This window comes from Pacificoceanicola niger (genome assembly GCF_048553275.1).
Taxonomy (GTDB): domain Bacteria; phylum Pseudomonadota; class Alphaproteobacteria; order Rhodobacterales; family Rhodobacteraceae; genus Pacificoceanicola.
In genome coordinates this window covers 124,443-139,192 of record NZ_JBLZMW010000012.1, presented here as the reverse complement: position 1 = coordinate 139,192, position 14,750 = coordinate 124,443, and the positions used below count along the sequence as shown (strand labels likewise).

The following is a 14,750-nucleotide window of genomic DNA, read 5'->3' as shown; positions in this document are numbered from 1 at the left end:
GGTGGGAATCGAAAAAGGGCCAGCGCGCATGCCGGCCCTTTCCAATGATGTTAATGGTGCGGTTTACCCGAGCAGGGCGCGCACTTTACCCGCGACATTCTCGGCGGTGATACCGAACTTTTCGTACAGTGTCTCGGCCGGGGCCGAAGCGCCAAATCCTGTCATGCCGACGAAATCGGCCTTCTGCTCGCGGCCACGCTCTCCCAGAAGCCAGCGATCCCAGCCCTGACGCACGGCCGCTTCGACACCGACGCGCACGGGACCGGCGGGCAGCACCCGGCGGCGATAGCTCTCGTCCTGCTGTGCAAACAGCTCCATGCAGGGCATGGATACAACGCGGGTGCCGATGCCCTCGGCCTGCAGGGCCTCGCGCGCGGCCATCGCAATTTCCACCTCGGAGCCGGTGGCAATCAGGATCGCCTGACGCTTGCCTGTCGCTTCGGCCAGCACATATGCGCCCTTTTCCGACAGGTTGGAGGTCTTGTGCTCAAGGCGCAGCGTCGGCAGGTTCTGGCGCGTCAGCGACAGCACCGAGGGGGTGCCGGTCTGGTTCAGGGCGATTTCCCAGGCTTCGGCAGTCTCGACCGCATCGGCGGGGCGGAACACCAGCGTGTTCGGCGTCGCGCGGCTGATTGCCAGATGCTCGACCGGCTGGTGCGTCGGACCGTCCTCGCCTAGGCCGATGCTGTCATGCGTCATGACAAAGACGGTGGGCGTCTTCATCAGGGCCGCAAGGCGCATGGCAGGGCGGGCATAATCGGTGAACGCCATGAAGGTGCCGCCGTAGGGGCGCAGACCGCCATGCAGGCCGATGCCGTTCATCGCCGAGGCCATGCCGTGTTCACGGATGCCCCAGTAGACATAGCGGCCCTTGCGGTTGTCCGTGTCGAACTTGCCCATATCGCCGGTCAGCGTATTGTTAGAACCGGTCAGGTCAGCAGAGCCGCCGATGGTTTCGGGCATGATCGGGTTGATCACTTCGAGCGCCATTTCCGACGCCTTGCGGGTCGCAACCTTGGGGGCGGTTTCCGAAATCTGCTTTTTCAGCGCCTTGATCGTGGCCGAGAGCTTTTTCGGGGCCTGGCCGGTCATCACGCGCTCGAATTCCTTCTGGCGCTGCTCGCTGCAGTCTGCCAGACGGTTTTCCCACTCACCGCGCTCTGTGGCCCCGCGCGCGCCGGTGGCGCGCCACCAGTCGAGCACCTCTGCGGGCACCTCGAACGGACCGGAAGTCCAGCCCCAGTTTTCCTTGGCCGCGATGTTCTGGTCGGGGTTGGTCAGGGCGCCGTGGCCCTTGGAGGTGTCCTGCGCCGCATGGCCAAGCGCGATATGCGTCTTGCAGGCGATCATCGACGGGGATTTGGATTTCTTGGCGGCGACGATGGCGGCGTCGATCGCTTCGGGATCGTGACCGTCGATTTCCTGCACATGCCAGCCCGACGCCTTGAAGCGCTTCACCTGGTCGGTCTTGTCCGAGAGCGAGACCTTGCCGTCGATTGTGATGTCGTTGTTGTCCCAGAACACGATCAGCTTGCCGAGGCCATAGCGCCCGGCAAGGCCGATGGCCTCCTGGCTGATGCCTTCCATCAGGCAGCCATCGCCGGCGATGACATAGGTGTGATGATCCACAAGCTTCTTGCCAAAGCGGGCGCGGAGCATTTCTTCGGCCATGGCAAAGCCGACCGAGTTTGCGATGCCCTGACCCAGCGGGCCAGTGGTTGTCTCCACGGCCTTCAGAAGGAAGTTCTCCGGGTGGCCTGCGGTCTTGGCACCCCACTGGCGGAAATTCTTGATCTGGTCGAGCGTCACTTCGGGGTCGCCGGAGAGATACAGCAGCGAATAGATCAGCATCGAGCCGTGACCGGCCGACAGGATAAAGCGGTCACGATCGTGCCACTCGGGGTTCCGGGCGTCGTATTTCAGATGATTGCCAAAGAGCACGGTGGCGACATCGGCCATGCCGATGGGCATGCCGGTGTGGCCGGAATTTGCCTCCGCGACGGCGTCGAGGGCGAGAGCTCTGATGGCTGTGGCGCGCATCCAGTGATCGGGATTGCTGCTGCGAAGCTGTTGAATGTCCACGTGTGTTGTCCTTACGGGCTGCGGTAAAGGAATTTTAGCGGCTGGTAGGCTCAATAACAGCGTCGCCACGAAGATCAAGCTATGCGGGCATCTGGACGCGCGGTTCGGATGAAGACCGCCGCCCAAGCACTTGAAACGCAAGGGGGCGCAATTTTTCCGAGCTCTTGCTAAACTCAGCGCCAAAGGTCCGCCGGCGATTCGTTTCTCGTCGGCCAAGGGCCGTCGAAGAAGTTCACTGAGGGGAGCGGAATGGCTCAGATAGACGAGTTGCAGGCGCGGATCACCCGTGCGCTGGATCGCATCGGTACTGGCCTTGATCAATGGGAGCCGGGGGCGATCAACGCCGAGCTGGCCGCGATGCGGGCCCAGACGGAAAAAGCGATGGCCGAGGCCGAGGAGGCGCAGGCCGCCCTGCGTGCCATGCAGGCCATGCCGGAACCCGAGCCGGTTGCCGCGCCCGAAGGGCCGCTGGCCGATCCCGAAGAACTGGCACAGCTGCGCGAGGCTCTGGAGGACGAGAAGCTGACCAATGCCCAGCTTGAAGAACGGCTGCGCACCTTAAGCGAACGGCAGGGCAACGAGACTGCCAGCCTGCGCGAACAGCTGGCCTCCGGGCGCGAGGCGCTGAGCCAGCTCGATGGCGAGTTGCAGAGCCTGCGCGCCTCGCAGGAGGCCCTGCAGGAGACGGTCGGAGCGCTGCGTGCGGCCAATGCCAAGGGGCTGTCCGATCCGTCTCTGATCAATGCCGCCATGGCCGCCGAGCTGGATGCCCTGCGCGCCGCGCGTGCCGCCGAAGCTGCCGAGGCCAAGGCGGTGCTGGACGCGCTGACCCCGCTGCTGAGCGGGGCAGAGGCACCCGCCGGAGCCGAGACCGAAGACCAAGACCAGCAGGAGAGCGTATGATGTCCGTACAGATCGAAGTGCCGATCCATATCGGCGGGCGCACGTTTGAAGTCGCCTGCCAGAAGGGCGAGGAACAGTTCCTGATCTCCGCTGCCGGCTTGCTCGACACCGAGGCGCAGGTTCTTGTGCAGCAAATCGGCAGGATGCCCGAAGGGCGGATGCTGCTGATGGCGGGTCTGATGCTGGCGGACAAGACCGCAGGCCTCGAAGAGCGCCTGCGCGAGGCGGAGGACCGTCTGTCAGGTCTGAAAAGCGAGTTGGAACAGCTCAGAAACGCACCGCCGCCCGAGCCGGAAAAGGTCGAAGTCGCGGTTATCCCGGAGGATGTGACCGACGGGCTGGCCGAGGTCGCGGCGCGGGTTGAAAGTCTTGCCGATACGCTCGACGAAAAGCTGAAGAAACGCTGACAAGCCTATGGCAAGTAAATAAAAGCGCCCCTCGATGGGGGGGCGCTTTTTACGTCTCGGGCTTGTGAGGCCGGGATCAGGCGTTGGCTTCGCGGATCTTTTCTGCCGCGCTCTTGTCGTAGGACACGCCATTGGTCTCGAACAGCTCGTCAAGCTCTCCGGAGAGGGTCATCTCCGTGATGATGTCACAGCCGCCAACAAACTCGCCCTTGACGTAGAGCTGCGGAATGGTGGGCCACTCCGAGTATTCCTTGATCCCTTGGCGGATCTGGTCGTTTTCGAGAACGTTCACATCCGTGTAATCCACGGCCATGTAATTCAAAACTCCGGCCACACGGCTGGAGAACCCGCATTGCGGCATGGATTTGGTGCCCTTCATGTACAACACCACGTCGTTGGATTTGACGGTCTCGTCGATCTGCGTCTTTGCGTCGCTCATTGGCTTGCGTCCTTCGGTATGAAGAGTTTGGCGTAGTCCTGTGGATCGCGGGGGATTTTCCATGACTGGTTTTCTCCGCCGCCGACCCCGGATTGATAATCGGAATGCAGTTCGTGAAAGCCTGTGCCCGGCTCGCTGCCCCGGCTGCCCGGATTTCGGCGCTGATTGACCACCGCGAGCGCCGCCGCCGCGACGGCGATCAGAACCAGCAGGATCAGGATCAGCGCAACCGGGTCCATGTCAGTCCGGCGCCCGGGTGGTCAGGGCAAGGGCGTGAAGCTCGCCGGAGGGGCCGTCCATTCTGCCCTTGAGGGCGGCATAAACGGCGCGCTGCTGCTGGACGCGATTCTTGCCGCGAAAGCTTTCGTCGATGACCATGGCCGACATGTGCACGCCATCATCGCCACCGATCTGAATCTGAGCATCCGGGAAGGTCTCGCGCAGGAGTTGTTCGATTTCGTGGCGCTCCATCGGCATGCCGTGTGTCTCCATGGTGTTTCACTGATTGCTGGCACAAGAGGTAGTGCGCCAGGAGCGCGGGTGCAAGCCAATCTGCCCGAGCGGCCGCGCAGGATGCGGCAGGCTGTGCAACCGACGGGCGCCGGATCAGCGGCGCGAGGTGCGAACGGTGCGGCGGCTTTTGACGCGAATTTCGCGGATGCCAAAAAGATCCTGATCGGTCAGCCAAAGCGCTGCCGTATAGGTCCGGGACAAGTCCGAGCCGCGCGGGCCGGGGATCTGCAGGGCGCGGAAATCATAGGTCAGCGTGTCCGCATCGCTTTCAGCGTCCACCTTCACGAGGCGCAGCTCGAATGGCCCCTGACGATCGGTGATCGCGGTCGCACGGATGATGGCGCCACCGGGTCGGCGCTCGATCAGCAATTCGGTGACCTCACCAACAAGAGAGCCATTGTAGGCTTCGGGCTGGTTGTCCCGAAAGATGGAAACGCGGCGGCGTGGGATCAGCGGATTGACCTCGCCCTCGGTAACCACGGGCTGTGCCGTGCTGCGGCCAAACCAGTTGAAGGGATTGAGTCGCGACTCGCGCATGCTGCCACAGCTGGTCAGCACAAGGGCCGAAAGAACCAGAACCGAAATTGATTTCTTCATGCGAAAGCCGCCCGTTGCCTGCCGTTGACCTGAGTTAACCCAAATGCGGGCGCTTGAAAAGTCGCAAGCACTGGACCTTTGCGCCTGCGTTGCCTAACTCCCTCGCAAAGGAGTTCGGCAAATGGCACAGGCAGCATTCGAAGAGGTGGTCGAGGATTTCGAGTTCCTCGATGACTGGGAGGATCGCTATCGCATGGTGATCGAAATGGGCAAGGCCATGGATCCGCTGCCCGACGCGCTCAAGGTGCCGGCAACCAAGGTCGATGGCTGCGCCAGCCAGGTCTGGTTGCATCCACAGATCGACGACGGCGTCTATCATTTTCAAGGCGAAAGTGATGCGATGATCGTGCGCGGGCTGATCGCGTTGTTGCACCGGCTCTATGACGGTGTGCCTGTCGCCGAGGTTGCCCAGATCGACGCCCGCGGCGAGCTTGGTCGGCTCGGGCTGCATGACCACCTGTCGGCGCAGCGCTCCAACGGTCTGCGCGCCATGATCGAGCGTATAAGGGAGCAGGCCACATCGGCGCTCTGACGCATCATTAGGCAGTGCCGGTGGCTGATGGTGGAGCCTCCGGCGGGGATATTCGAAACAGAGAAGAAGCCGGGGCAGCGGTTCCAGTTTCTTCTCTGTTCAAATATCCAAAAACACGAGGCCGATTACTTTGAGATTACGTCGAGGATTCGCGCCCAGCTGCGGATACCCTTGTGGAAGCTCTCGACGTCATATTTCTCGTTCGGGGAGTGAATCTGATCGTCGTCCTTGGCCCAGCCGACCAGCATCGTGTCCATGCCCAGTATAGATTTGAAATAGCCCGCCACGGGGATTGAGCCGCCGCAGCCGGTAAAGGCTGCCTCGTGGCCCCATTCCGCGCCCAGCACACCGCGCGCCGCCTCGAATGCGGGGTGCGTTGTGGCCATTTGGCTGGCCGGGGAGGCGCCGTGCGCGTGGAATTCTGCGGTGACATCGGCGGGCAGTTGCGCCTGAACCCAGGTCCGGAAGTTTTCGCGAATCGCATGCGGGTCCTGCTGGCCGACGAGGCGGAAGCTGACTTTGGCGCGGGCTTTTGACGGCAGAACGGTCTTGAAGCCCTCGCCTGTGTAGCCGCCAATCATGCCATTGATCTCTGCGGTGGGGCGGGACCAGATCATTTCGAGCGCGCTGCGCTCCTGCTCACCGGCGGGCTCCGACAGGCCGACATCGCCCAGGAATGCGCTGTGATCAAAGCCGAGCGCCTGCCATTGTTTGGCAATCTCCGGTTCCAGTTCCGGTACGCCGTCATAGAAATGCGGCACCTGAATGCGGCCTTGATCGTTATGCAGATTGCCGAGGATTCTGGTCAGGACGCGGAGCGGATTCATCGACGGGCCGCCGTACATCCCCGAGTGCAGGTCCTTGGACGGTCCGGTGAGCGTGATTTCCTCGCCGCACAGGCCGCGCAGCTGGGTCATGATCGAAGGCACCTTCGATTCGAAGAGGCCGGTGTCGCAGATCAGCGCGACGTCGGCTTTCAGCTCTTCCGCGTTTTCCTTCAGGAAAGGGATCAGCGAGGGGGAGCCGGATTCCTCTTCGCCCTCGAAGAAGAAGGTGATGGAGCAGGGCAGGGCGCCATTTTCCGCCGACCAGGCGCGGCAGGCCTCGACGAAGGTCATCAGCTGGCCTTTGTCGTCGGACGCGCCGCGGGCGCGGATCACCTTGCCCTTGGCGGTCTCTTCGATCGCGGGGTCAAAAGGATCGCGGTCCCAGAGGTCGAGCGGATCGACGGGCTGTACATCGTAATGGCCGTAGAACAGCACATGCGGGCCGTCGCCCGCGACATGGCCGACGACCATCGGGTGACCGGGGGTCTGGCGTTTGCTGGCCTTGATGCCAAAGCTGGCAAGATCGGCGACAAGCCAGTCGGCCGCACGGTCGCACTCGGCCTTGTACGCCGGGTCGGTCGAGATCGACGGGATGCGCAGCAGGTCGAACAACCGGTCCATTGCGGCGGGCAGATCGGCGTCGATTCGGGAAAGAACGGGGTCGAGGGACATCGGTTTTGGGCTCCTGTGGTCTTTGCGCGCGGAGCCTACCATCGGAGTGGGCACTGTCCAGAGCGACCGGGGCTCAATGCGTGACGAGCGCAATTCCCCCGATGACCAGGAGCGCGCCGGCCATTTGCCGCAGGCCCAACCCTTCACCGATGTGGTGAGCATAGGCGAGGACAAGCACGGTTTCGGCGGCGATGATCGAGACATAGACGATCGAGACGTCGAACCGACGCATCAGGAGAATTTCCGCGATCAAGGCGATGGCAAAACCGCAGATTGCGACGCTCAAACCAAACTGGGCGTTGCCCTCTGCTGCTGATTTCATCCCGACCGTAGCGAGCGCGTAGCCGGCGGCTGTTGCGATGACGATGGGGATGGCAAGCGATGGCGACAGGGATACGAAATTCATCGGATATCCAGACAAGAATTGATGGTGGTGAAAAGTCATCGCTGAAAAATACTTTAATTCCCCCATGGTGACGGGCCGAATGCGATCGGTACAGTCCGGTATACCCGCCTTGTGGGGCTGCCATGGGATGGCACCAAGGTCCCGGGCCAAAACCGGTTCAAACCATGCGACACTGTGGATGGAAGGGACGAGGGCAGGATGGGCAGGGATGCGGAAACCTGTTTCCGATATGCGCCATTTTGATCCCACGGCGGTCAATAGACCCTCGTGTATTTGATCTCTGTCAAAGCTGCGACGCTTAGTCCGGTTCTAAACGGTGGACATATTGGAAAGTGGGCTTTAGGTATTCACGAACTTGAATGCGGAGAATATCGCAGAGAACCGAAGCCCGCAGAAACGGCCATGGCCCTGATCATCAAGGCCCGGAAGAAGAAGGAGGAGTTCGGTGGACTACACCGCGAAACTCGACACTGCCCTGAACCGTCTGCACGAGGAAGGCCGTTATCGCACGTTTATCGACATCGAACGGCAGAACGGCCAGTTCCCGCATGCCACCTGGCGCAAGGAAGATGGCAGCGAGCAGCCGATTACCGTCTGGTGCGGCAACGACTATCTTGGCATGGGACAGCATCCCGTTGTTCTGGCCGCGATGCATGAGGCCATCGACGCAACGGGCGCCGGCTCCGGCGGCACGCGGAACATTTCCGGCACCACTGTGTATCACAAGCGCCTGGAAGCCGAGCTGGCCGATCTGCACGGCAAGGAAGCGGCGCTGCTGTTCACTTCTGCCTATATTGCCAACGATGCGACGCTGAGCACGCTGCCCAAGCTTTTTCCGGGGCTGATCATCTATTCCGACGAACTCAATCACGCCTCGATGATCGAGGGCATTCGCCGCAACGGCGGGGCCAAGCGCATCTTCAAGCACAACGACCTGGCCGACCTGAGGGCCAAGCTTGAGGCCGATGATCCCGCCGCGCCGAAGCTTATTGCCTTCGAATCGGTCTATTCCATGGATGGCGATTTCGGCCCGATCGAGGCGATTTGCGATCTCGCGGACGAATTCGGCGCCCTGACTTACATCGACGAAGTGCACGCCGTCGGCATGTACGGCCCGCGCGGTGCTGGTGTTGCCGAGCGCGACGGGCTGATGCAGCGCATCGACATCATTAACGGGACACTGGCCAAGGCCTTTGGCGTGATGGGCGGGTATATCGCCGCTTCCGCAAAGATGTGCGATGCCATCCGTTCCTATGCGCCGGGGTTCATCTTTACCACCTCCTTGCCGCCAGCGGTTGCTGCCGGTGCTGCCGCATCCGTGGCGCATCTCAAGACCGATCAGGCGCTGCGCGAGCGGCACATGACCCAGGCCAAGATCCTGAAATTGCGCCTTAAAGGGATGGGTTTGCCGATCATCGACCACGGCAGTCACATCGTGCCGGTGATCGTTGGCGATCCGGTGCACACCAAGAAGTTGTCCGACATGCTGCTGGATGGCTACGGCATCTATGTTCAGCCGATCAACTTCCCGACCGTGCCGCGCGGAACCGAGCGTCTGCGCTTTACCCCTTCGCCGGTCCATGGTCCGAAAGAGATGGATCACCTGGTCAAGGCGATGGATGACCTTTGGAGCCATTGTGCGCTGAATCGTGCCGAAATGGCCGGTTAACCAAGGGAAATCCTGTCAAATTGCTTGCGCTGTGTTAACCTGCCAACAATAACGGCCGCACACGAATCGTGACGGCCGGGGACGGGCAGACACGGGGCAAGCAATGGACAGCACGGGGCAGGCCGTATGATCGGGCGCAAATCCCAGAAAAAACCTATGGCCGATGCGTCCGAGGCACCGCAGAGTTTTGACGACTTTGCCCTGCGCCTCGGGGATGTCATGCGCGGTGAGCGCGCGACCATGGGCAAATCGCTTCTGGACGTCCAGCGGGAACTGCGCATCAAGGCCAGTTACATCGCCGCAATCGAGAATTGCGATCCTTCCGCTTTTGATACCCCCGGTTTCATTGCCGGATACGTGCGCTCTTATGCGCGCTACCTTGGTATGGACCCGGACGAGGCCTTCGCCGGTTTTTGCGCCGAGAGCGGTTTTTCCGTCGCGCATGGCATGTCCAAGGATGCCTCCATCATCCGCAAACCGCTGGATGGTGCGGCGGCAAAGCCCAAGGCGCGCGATCCGCTGGCCGAGCCGAACATGCCGTTTGCGCCCTCCAGTGACAGCTTTTTGTCGCAGATCGAACCCGGTGCCGTTGGCTCGTCTTTGGTCCTGTTGGCGCTCATTGCCGGGATCGGCTACGGCGGTTGGGCGGTCTTGCAAGAGGTTCAGCGTGTGCAGCTGTCGCCGGTTGAACAAACGCCCGTCGTCCTGAGCGAGCTTGATCCGCTGGATGCGGCGCGTGCGCCCTCGGCGCCCGACCCGCTTGGCCAGTCCGCGATGGAAAATGCTGGAGTTGCCGGTGTCTTCACCCCGCCAAGCAACGAAGCCTTCGACCGGCTCTACCGGCCGCAGGCGCTTGATGTGCCGGTGCTGGTTGCGCGTGACGCGCCGATTTCCACGCTTGATCCCGACAGCGGTGGCCTCTTTGCCGGTGCCGGAGGATCCGCAGGTCTGCCACAGGTTCAGGACAGTGCTCTGGCCGCCGCCGCGCTTGCGCCCGGCTTCGGCGCCCCGCAGCAGGTGGGTGCGACCGGAAATGGCGTGACCGTCGTCGCCGCACGCCCGGCCTGGGTGCAGGTCAAGGAAGAGGCTGGCGCGGTTCTGTTCTCCGGCATTTTGAACGCGGGCGAAACTTTCCCGGTGCCGTCAGGCGCCACCGATCCGGTGATCAAGGTTGGTGAATCGAGCGCGATCTATTTCGCCGTCAACGGCGCGCTGCACGGCCCGGCAGGCCCGCGCGGCGCCGTGACCGACGATCTCGCCCTCGATGGCGCGTTGATTGTCGCCGGTTATGGCACCGTGACCGCGCAGGACGATGCCGACCTTGCGCCGATCATGGCCAAGCTGAATGGCGCATCCTCCGGCCAGACCCAGCTTGCCGGCGCGCAGGCCACGGGCGCCGCCGCCGTGCCGCAGCCGCAGGTTCTGGCCGCTGCGACCCCGGGTGTGACCATTGTCGCGTCGCGCGATGCCTGGGTGCGGGTCAAGGCCCCCTCCGGCGCCACGATTTTCGAGGCCATCATGCAGCGCGGCGACACTTATAATGTACCGCAGACCGAGACGCCGCCGACCATCCGAACCGGCGACGCCGGCGCGGTCTTTTTTGCGGTCAATGGGCAAACCTACGGGCCTTACGGACAAAACGGCGCGATTGCAGACAATCTTGCTTTGTCGGTTTCCAACGTGACGCAGAAGATGGCCGCCACCGATCTGTCCCGTCATACCGAATTGGCGAAGGTGGTTGCCGAGTTGAACGCCGGTCAGGCCGGTGTGCAGGATTGATCCGGATCAGCGTGGCTGATAGGGGTCCGATGACCGGAATTGTGATCATTGCAGCGTCATAAGCGTTGAGCCGGGCATGTTCCGGCGGGGCTGGCGCCATAGACGGATGGACTGGAACGAATGTCTCATAATCCTGTGCGCCCGTGGCGCAACATAGACCGGCGCAAATCGCGTCAAATCATGGTCGGGTCCGTTCCGGTGGGCGGCGATGCGCCGATTTCGGTGCAGACCATGACCAATACGGTCACGACGGATATCAAAGGCACGATCGCACAGGTTCAGGCCGCTGCCGAGGCGGGCGCAGATATCGTGCGCGTCTCCGTGCCGGATCAGGACAGCAGCCGTGCCCTTAAAGAGATCGTTCGGGAGAGCCCCGTGCCGATCGTCGCGGACATCCATTTTCATTACAAACGCGGCATCGAAGCCGCAGAGGCCGGTGCCGCCTGTCTGCGCATCAATCCGGGCAACATCGGCAGCGAAGACCGCGTACGCGAAGTCATCAAAGCGGCCCGCGATCACAACTGTTCGATGCGCATCGGCGTGAATGCCGGGAGCCTTGAGCGGCACCTGCTGGAAAAATACGGAGAGCCGTGTCCCGAGGCCATGGTCGAGAGCGGTCTGGATCATATCAAGATCCTGCAGGACAACGACTTTCACGAATTCAAGATTAGCGTGAAAGCGTCTGACGTCTTCCTTTCGGCGGCGGCCTACCAGGCCCTTTCGGAGGCGACGGACGCGCCGCTGCACCTTGGCATCACCGAAGCGGGCGGGCTGATGTCCGGTACGATCAAGAGCGCCATCGGCCTTGGGAACCTGCTCTGGATGGGCCTTGGCGATACGATCCGCGTGAGCCTGTCGGCCGATCCGGTCGAGGAGGTCAAGGTGGGCTATGATATCCTCAAGAGCCTCGGTCTGCGCCATCGCGGCGTGAACATCATTTCCTGCCCGTCCTGTGCGCGGCAGGGGTTTGACGTGATCAGGACGGTCGAGACACTCGAAAAGCGTCTCGAACACATCAAAACTCCCATGAGCCTGTCGATCATTGGCTGTGTCGTAAATGGCCCCGGAGAGGCGTTGATGACCGATGTTGGCTTTACCGGCGGCGGCGCTGGCAGCGGCATGGTCTATCTGGCGGGCAAGGCAAGCCACAAGATGTCGAACGACCAGATGGTCGATCACATCGTCGAAGAGGTCGAGAAGAAGGCAGCGGAGATCGAAGCCGCAGAGGCGCAAAGCGCGCAGGCCGCGGAATAGCGCGTTGGGGTTCGACCATGTGAGAGCCGAACCTCTGGCGGCCCGGCTGCCAAAGATTGGTTTGCTTTCCTATCGCGATTTGTTCAGGGCTATGCGGCGGCGCGACCCCGCTATCGACGTAAGGGATCTCAAACGGATACTGTCTCTGCGGGCACCAGAGCTGTATTTGCGTGTCTTTGTTCTGACCGTCGGCGCAATCGTGATTCTGCTTTTTTTGCAGGATCCGATCCCGGCGTGGATCGGTTTCTGTCACATTGTTGTGGCGCTAATGACCCGTGGGTATCTGATTGCACAGCCCGACAGGGTGTCGTCCCGGGATGTTGCGATAATCGTCTTGGGAGACTTGGTCTCTGTGGCGGTGTTCGGCGCGACGATCCTCTATTTCGGCACCAGCCATGATCCGGTCTTCGTGATCCTCGCCTTTCTGCTCTTCGCCGGGTTCTATATGCATTCGCTCGGCGAGCGATCCCAGATCATGATGCTTTTGTCGAACGACATCTTGCTGCAAGCGGTCGTGCTCGCGCTTCAGGTCGTCTGGATCTGGCGCAGCTACCTCGCGGGCGAACACCCGGCTGTGTTTACGCTGGGCAATACGTTGATCATGATGTTTGGCATTCTGGGGCTGCATGTGTATTTTCTCATGCTCTGCCGCAGCATTCGCAGAACCCGGCGTCAGGTGATGGAAGCGCAGGAGCGGCGCATTGCCGATGAGCGGCTGCTGGCCATTGGCCAGCTCAGTGGCGGCATCGCGCATGACTTCAACAACATGCTGACGGCGGTTCTGGGCAATATTGAGCTGATGCGGCTGACCGAGAATCACGAGGAACGGCAGTCATTGATGGACGAAGCAGAGGTCGCGGCGCGCAGTGGCGCAAATCTGACCGCACAGCTTCTGGCCTATGCGGGCCGCGCCCATCTACGCCCGCGTAAAGTCGACCTTGTGGCTATGGTCAACGAGAGCGTGGAGGCGATCAAGCCCGTACTCAAGCCAAAGCAAACCTTGCGTGTCTTGGTCAGGAACGAGGCCGATCTGCCGCCGGTGCTCATTGATGCAGGGCAATTCACCAGTGTTCTTGAACAACTTCTGGACAATGCCGCCGATGCGACACCGGACGATGGGGTCATCACGGTAACGGTGCGCGGGCTTGGACCGAAAGGGGCCAGTGTCGAGGTGCGGGATACCGGCACGGGCATTTCCGCAGAAATTCTGCCGCTTGTGTTCGAGCCCTATTTCACGACCAAGCCGAAGGGGCACGGCACGGGGCTTGGGCTGGCCATGGCGCGGGGCATCATCGAGCAGTCCGGCGGACAATTGAAGATCAGCTCGGAAAGTGGTGTCGGCACGGATGCGCTCATCACGCTGCCAGCGGCCAATACCCCGTGGCCCTGACCGGGGCGACAGGCGCTCACTCGGTGCTCAGGTAGCGCTCCAGAACCAGCGCCGGCATCAGGCCCCGGATCATACGATCCCGCATCACGTAAGACGGCGTCACGTCGAGCCCAAGCCGGTCCATCACGGCCCCCGCATCCGGATGCGCGCTGATATCGTGAACCGTGGCGCGCACCGCGATTTGAGCCGTCAGCGCCGCAAGGGCACGGCGGGCTTCGACGCAGTCGGCACAGTTCTCCGAAACGAACAATGCGATGAGGATGTCGCCTTGGGGCGGGCCGAGTGTCGTGCCCTGCGCGGTGAAGAGCGTCTCGCTCTCGGCGGTGATCCGCTCCAGATCGACGGACTTCTCGTCGGCGTAGGGATCGGCCAAGGTAACTTGTGCGGCATGGCGTGCCGCCAACGCGCGCAGCCGCTCCCCGAGATCCGACGCGGCGTCCTGTGCCGCCACGGGCGCGGCGGCACAAAGAAAGGCAAAGGACGCCAGCGCGCGGATCAATTCGCGGCGCGCGCCTCGGCCACGATGCTGCGCATGCCATCGAGCGGCACATAGCCGCGCACCATCTCACCGGCCATCACGAAGCTGGGCGTGCCGTTGATTTTCATTGCTTGTGCCAGCGCGCGGGTTTCGGCGATCCGGCGCATGACCTCGTCGCTGTTCATCTCCGCCTTGATCGCGTCGGCGTCGAGCCCAAGCGAGGTTGCGATGCGGGTCAGCGCCGGCTCTGTCGGAGCGCCGCCAAGGGTGATCAGCGCGTCGTGCACTTGCTTGTAGGCGTCATCGCCCGCCACGATCTTGGTGGCGATGGCAAATTTCGAGGAATCGAGCGAGGCCTCGCCGAGGATAGGGAATTCCTTGAGGATGAAGCGGATGTTGCCATCGCTTTCGATCAGCTCGGAGACCTCGGGATGCGCCTTGCGGCAATACCCGCAGCGGTAATCGGAAAACTCCACAATGGTTATGTCGCCATCGGGATTGCCGCCAACCCAGCTGTATCCGTCATTGAAGAGGGCCTCGCTGTTGTCAGAGACCAGCGAGACATCGGCGGCGGCCTGCTGATTGGCTTCGCGCTCTTCGAGCACGGCCACGGCCTCCATGATGACCTGCGGGTTTTCCAGAAGGTACTCGCGGATCTTGATGCCGAAGGCGGCTTCCTGTTCGGGAGACATGTTGCCGAAGTCGATCTCTTCAGCAGAGGCTGCACCGGCAAGGCCGAGGGCGGCAATCAACGCCAGCGGGCGCAGGGGGCGAAAAGAGGTCTGGAACTTGGTCATGGGAA

Annotated in this window: 16 protein-coding genes; 7 read left to right on the top strand and 9 right to left on the bottom strand. The window is 62.1% G+C overall.

The features are described from left to right. Positions 1–63: 63 nt before the first annotated feature. The gene (tkt, locus tag ACN2XU_RS15710; protein ID WP_419411396.1) at positions 64–2,082 is read right to left on the bottom strand and encodes a transketolase; all 2,019 of its coding nucleotides are present in this window, start codon (positions 2,080–2,082) and stop codon (positions 64–66) included. A gap of 249 nt (positions 2,083–2,331) precedes the next feature. Between tkt and ACN2XU_RS15705 the strand changes: the two genes are divergently transcribed. Both ACN2XU_RS15705 and ACN2XU_RS15700 read left to right on the top strand, forming a co-directional pair. Then, positions 2,332–2,985, top strand: coding sequence for a hypothetical protein (locus ACN2XU_RS15705; protein WP_419411395.1), 654 nt, complete (start codon positions 2,332–2,334; stop codon positions 2,983–2,985). Next, the gene (locus tag ACN2XU_RS15700; protein ID WP_419411394.1) at positions 2,985–3,392 is read left to right on the top strand and encodes a cell division protein ZapA; all 408 of its coding nucleotides are present in this window, start codon (positions 2,985–2,987) and stop codon (positions 3,390–3,392) included. The genes ACN2XU_RS15705 and ACN2XU_RS15700 overlap by 1 nt, the downstream gene beginning before the upstream one ends. 76 nt (positions 3,393–3,468) lie before the next feature. Here ACN2XU_RS15700 and grxD read toward each other — a convergent pair whose 3' ends face one another. From grxD to ACN2XU_RS15680, 4 genes are all read right to left on the bottom strand, one after another. Beyond that, a complete protein-coding gene (grxD, locus tag ACN2XU_RS15695) occupies positions 3,469–3,831 on the bottom strand; it encodes a Grx4 family monothiol glutaredoxin (protein WP_419411393.1) in 363 nt (120 codons plus the stop codon). After that, on the bottom strand, positions 3,828–4,070 hold the full coding sequence (locus tag ACN2XU_RS15690; RefSeq protein WP_419411392.1) for a hypothetical protein: 243 nt from the start codon (positions 4,068–4,070) through the stop codon (positions 3,828–3,830). Before ACN2XU_RS15690 ends, grxD begins: the two co-directional genes overlap by 4 nt. A 1-nt stretch (position 4,071) precedes the next feature. Further along, a complete protein-coding gene (locus ACN2XU_RS15685; protein WP_419411416.1) occupies positions 4,072–4,308 on the bottom strand; it encodes a BolA/IbaG family iron-sulfur metabolism protein in 237 nt (78 codons plus the stop codon). Positions 4,309–4,437: 129 nt separating this feature from the next. Then, entirely contained in the window at positions 4,438–4,941 is a 504-nt protein-coding gene (locus tag ACN2XU_RS15680; protein ID WP_419411391.1) for a hypothetical protein, read from the bottom strand. 121 nt (positions 4,942–5,062) lie between these two features. Here ACN2XU_RS15680 and ACN2XU_RS15675 point away from each other — a divergent pair, with 121 nt between their 5' ends. Beyond that, complete coding sequence (locus tag ACN2XU_RS15675) at positions 5,063–5,473, top strand: SufE family protein (protein WP_419411390.1); 411 nt, start codon at positions 5,063–5,065, stop codon at positions 5,471–5,473. A 125-nt stretch (positions 5,474–5,598) separates the two neighbouring features. Here the strand turns inward: ACN2XU_RS15675 and ACN2XU_RS15670 are convergent, their stop codons facing one another. Beyond that, the gene (locus ACN2XU_RS15670; protein ID WP_419411389.1) at positions 5,599–6,972 is read right to left on the bottom strand and encodes a M20/M25/M40 family metallo-hydrolase; all 1,374 of its coding nucleotides are present in this window, start codon (positions 6,970–6,972) and stop codon (positions 5,599–5,601) included. Positions 6,973–7,045: 73 nt separating this feature from the next. Further along, positions 7,046–7,636 (bottom strand): DMT family transporter, encoded by a 591-nt coding sequence (locus ACN2XU_RS15665; protein ID WP_419411388.1) that lies wholly within the window; start codon positions 7,634–7,636, stop codon positions 7,046–7,048. A gap of 187 nt (positions 7,637–7,823) precedes the next feature. On the opposite strand from ACN2XU_RS15665, the gene hemA reads away from it, so the two are divergent. The 4 genes from hemA to ACN2XU_RS15645 all read left to right on the top strand — a co-directional run bounded on the left by hemA (position 7,824) and on the right by ACN2XU_RS15645 (position 13,470). After that, on the top strand, positions 7,824–9,047 hold the full coding sequence (gene hemA, locus ACN2XU_RS15660) for a 5-aminolevulinate synthase (protein ID WP_419411387.1): 1,224 nt from the start codon (positions 7,824–7,826) through the stop codon (positions 9,045–9,047). Between the two features lie 156 nt (positions 9,048–9,203). After that, positions 9,204–10,826 (top strand): helix-turn-helix domain-containing protein, encoded by a 1,623-nt coding sequence (locus ACN2XU_RS15655; protein ID WP_419411386.1) that lies wholly within the window; start codon positions 9,204–9,206, stop codon positions 10,824–10,826. A gap of 120 nt (positions 10,827–10,946) precedes the next feature. After that, positions 10,947–12,080 carry a flavodoxin-dependent (E)-4-hydroxy-3-methylbut-2-enyl-diphosphate synthase gene (ispG, locus tag ACN2XU_RS15650; protein ID WP_419411385.1) on the top strand — a complete coding sequence of 378 codons (1,134 nt, stop codon included), beginning with the start codon at positions 10,947–10,949 and terminating at the stop codon, positions 12,078–12,080. Between the two features lie 334 nt (positions 12,081–12,414). Next, on the top strand, positions 12,415–13,470 hold the full coding sequence (locus ACN2XU_RS15645; RefSeq protein ID WP_419411384.1) for a sensor histidine kinase: 1,056 nt from the start codon (positions 12,415–12,417) through the stop codon (positions 13,468–13,470). A 16-nt stretch (positions 13,471–13,486) separates the two neighbouring features. On the opposite strand, the gene ACN2XU_RS15640 is transcribed toward ACN2XU_RS15645, so the two are convergent. Then, positions 13,487–13,969: a hypothetical protein gene (locus tag ACN2XU_RS15640; protein ID WP_419411383.1), complete on the bottom strand. Its 483-nt coding sequence runs from the start codon at positions 13,967–13,969 to the stop codon at positions 13,487–13,489. Beyond that, positions 13,966–14,745 (bottom strand): DsbA family protein, encoded by a 780-nt coding sequence (locus ACN2XU_RS15635; RefSeq protein ID WP_419411382.1) that lies wholly within the window; start codon positions 14,743–14,745, stop codon positions 13,966–13,968. The genes ACN2XU_RS15640 and ACN2XU_RS15635 overlap by 4 nt, the downstream gene beginning before the upstream one ends. Positions 14,746–14,750: the final 5 nt, after the last annotated feature.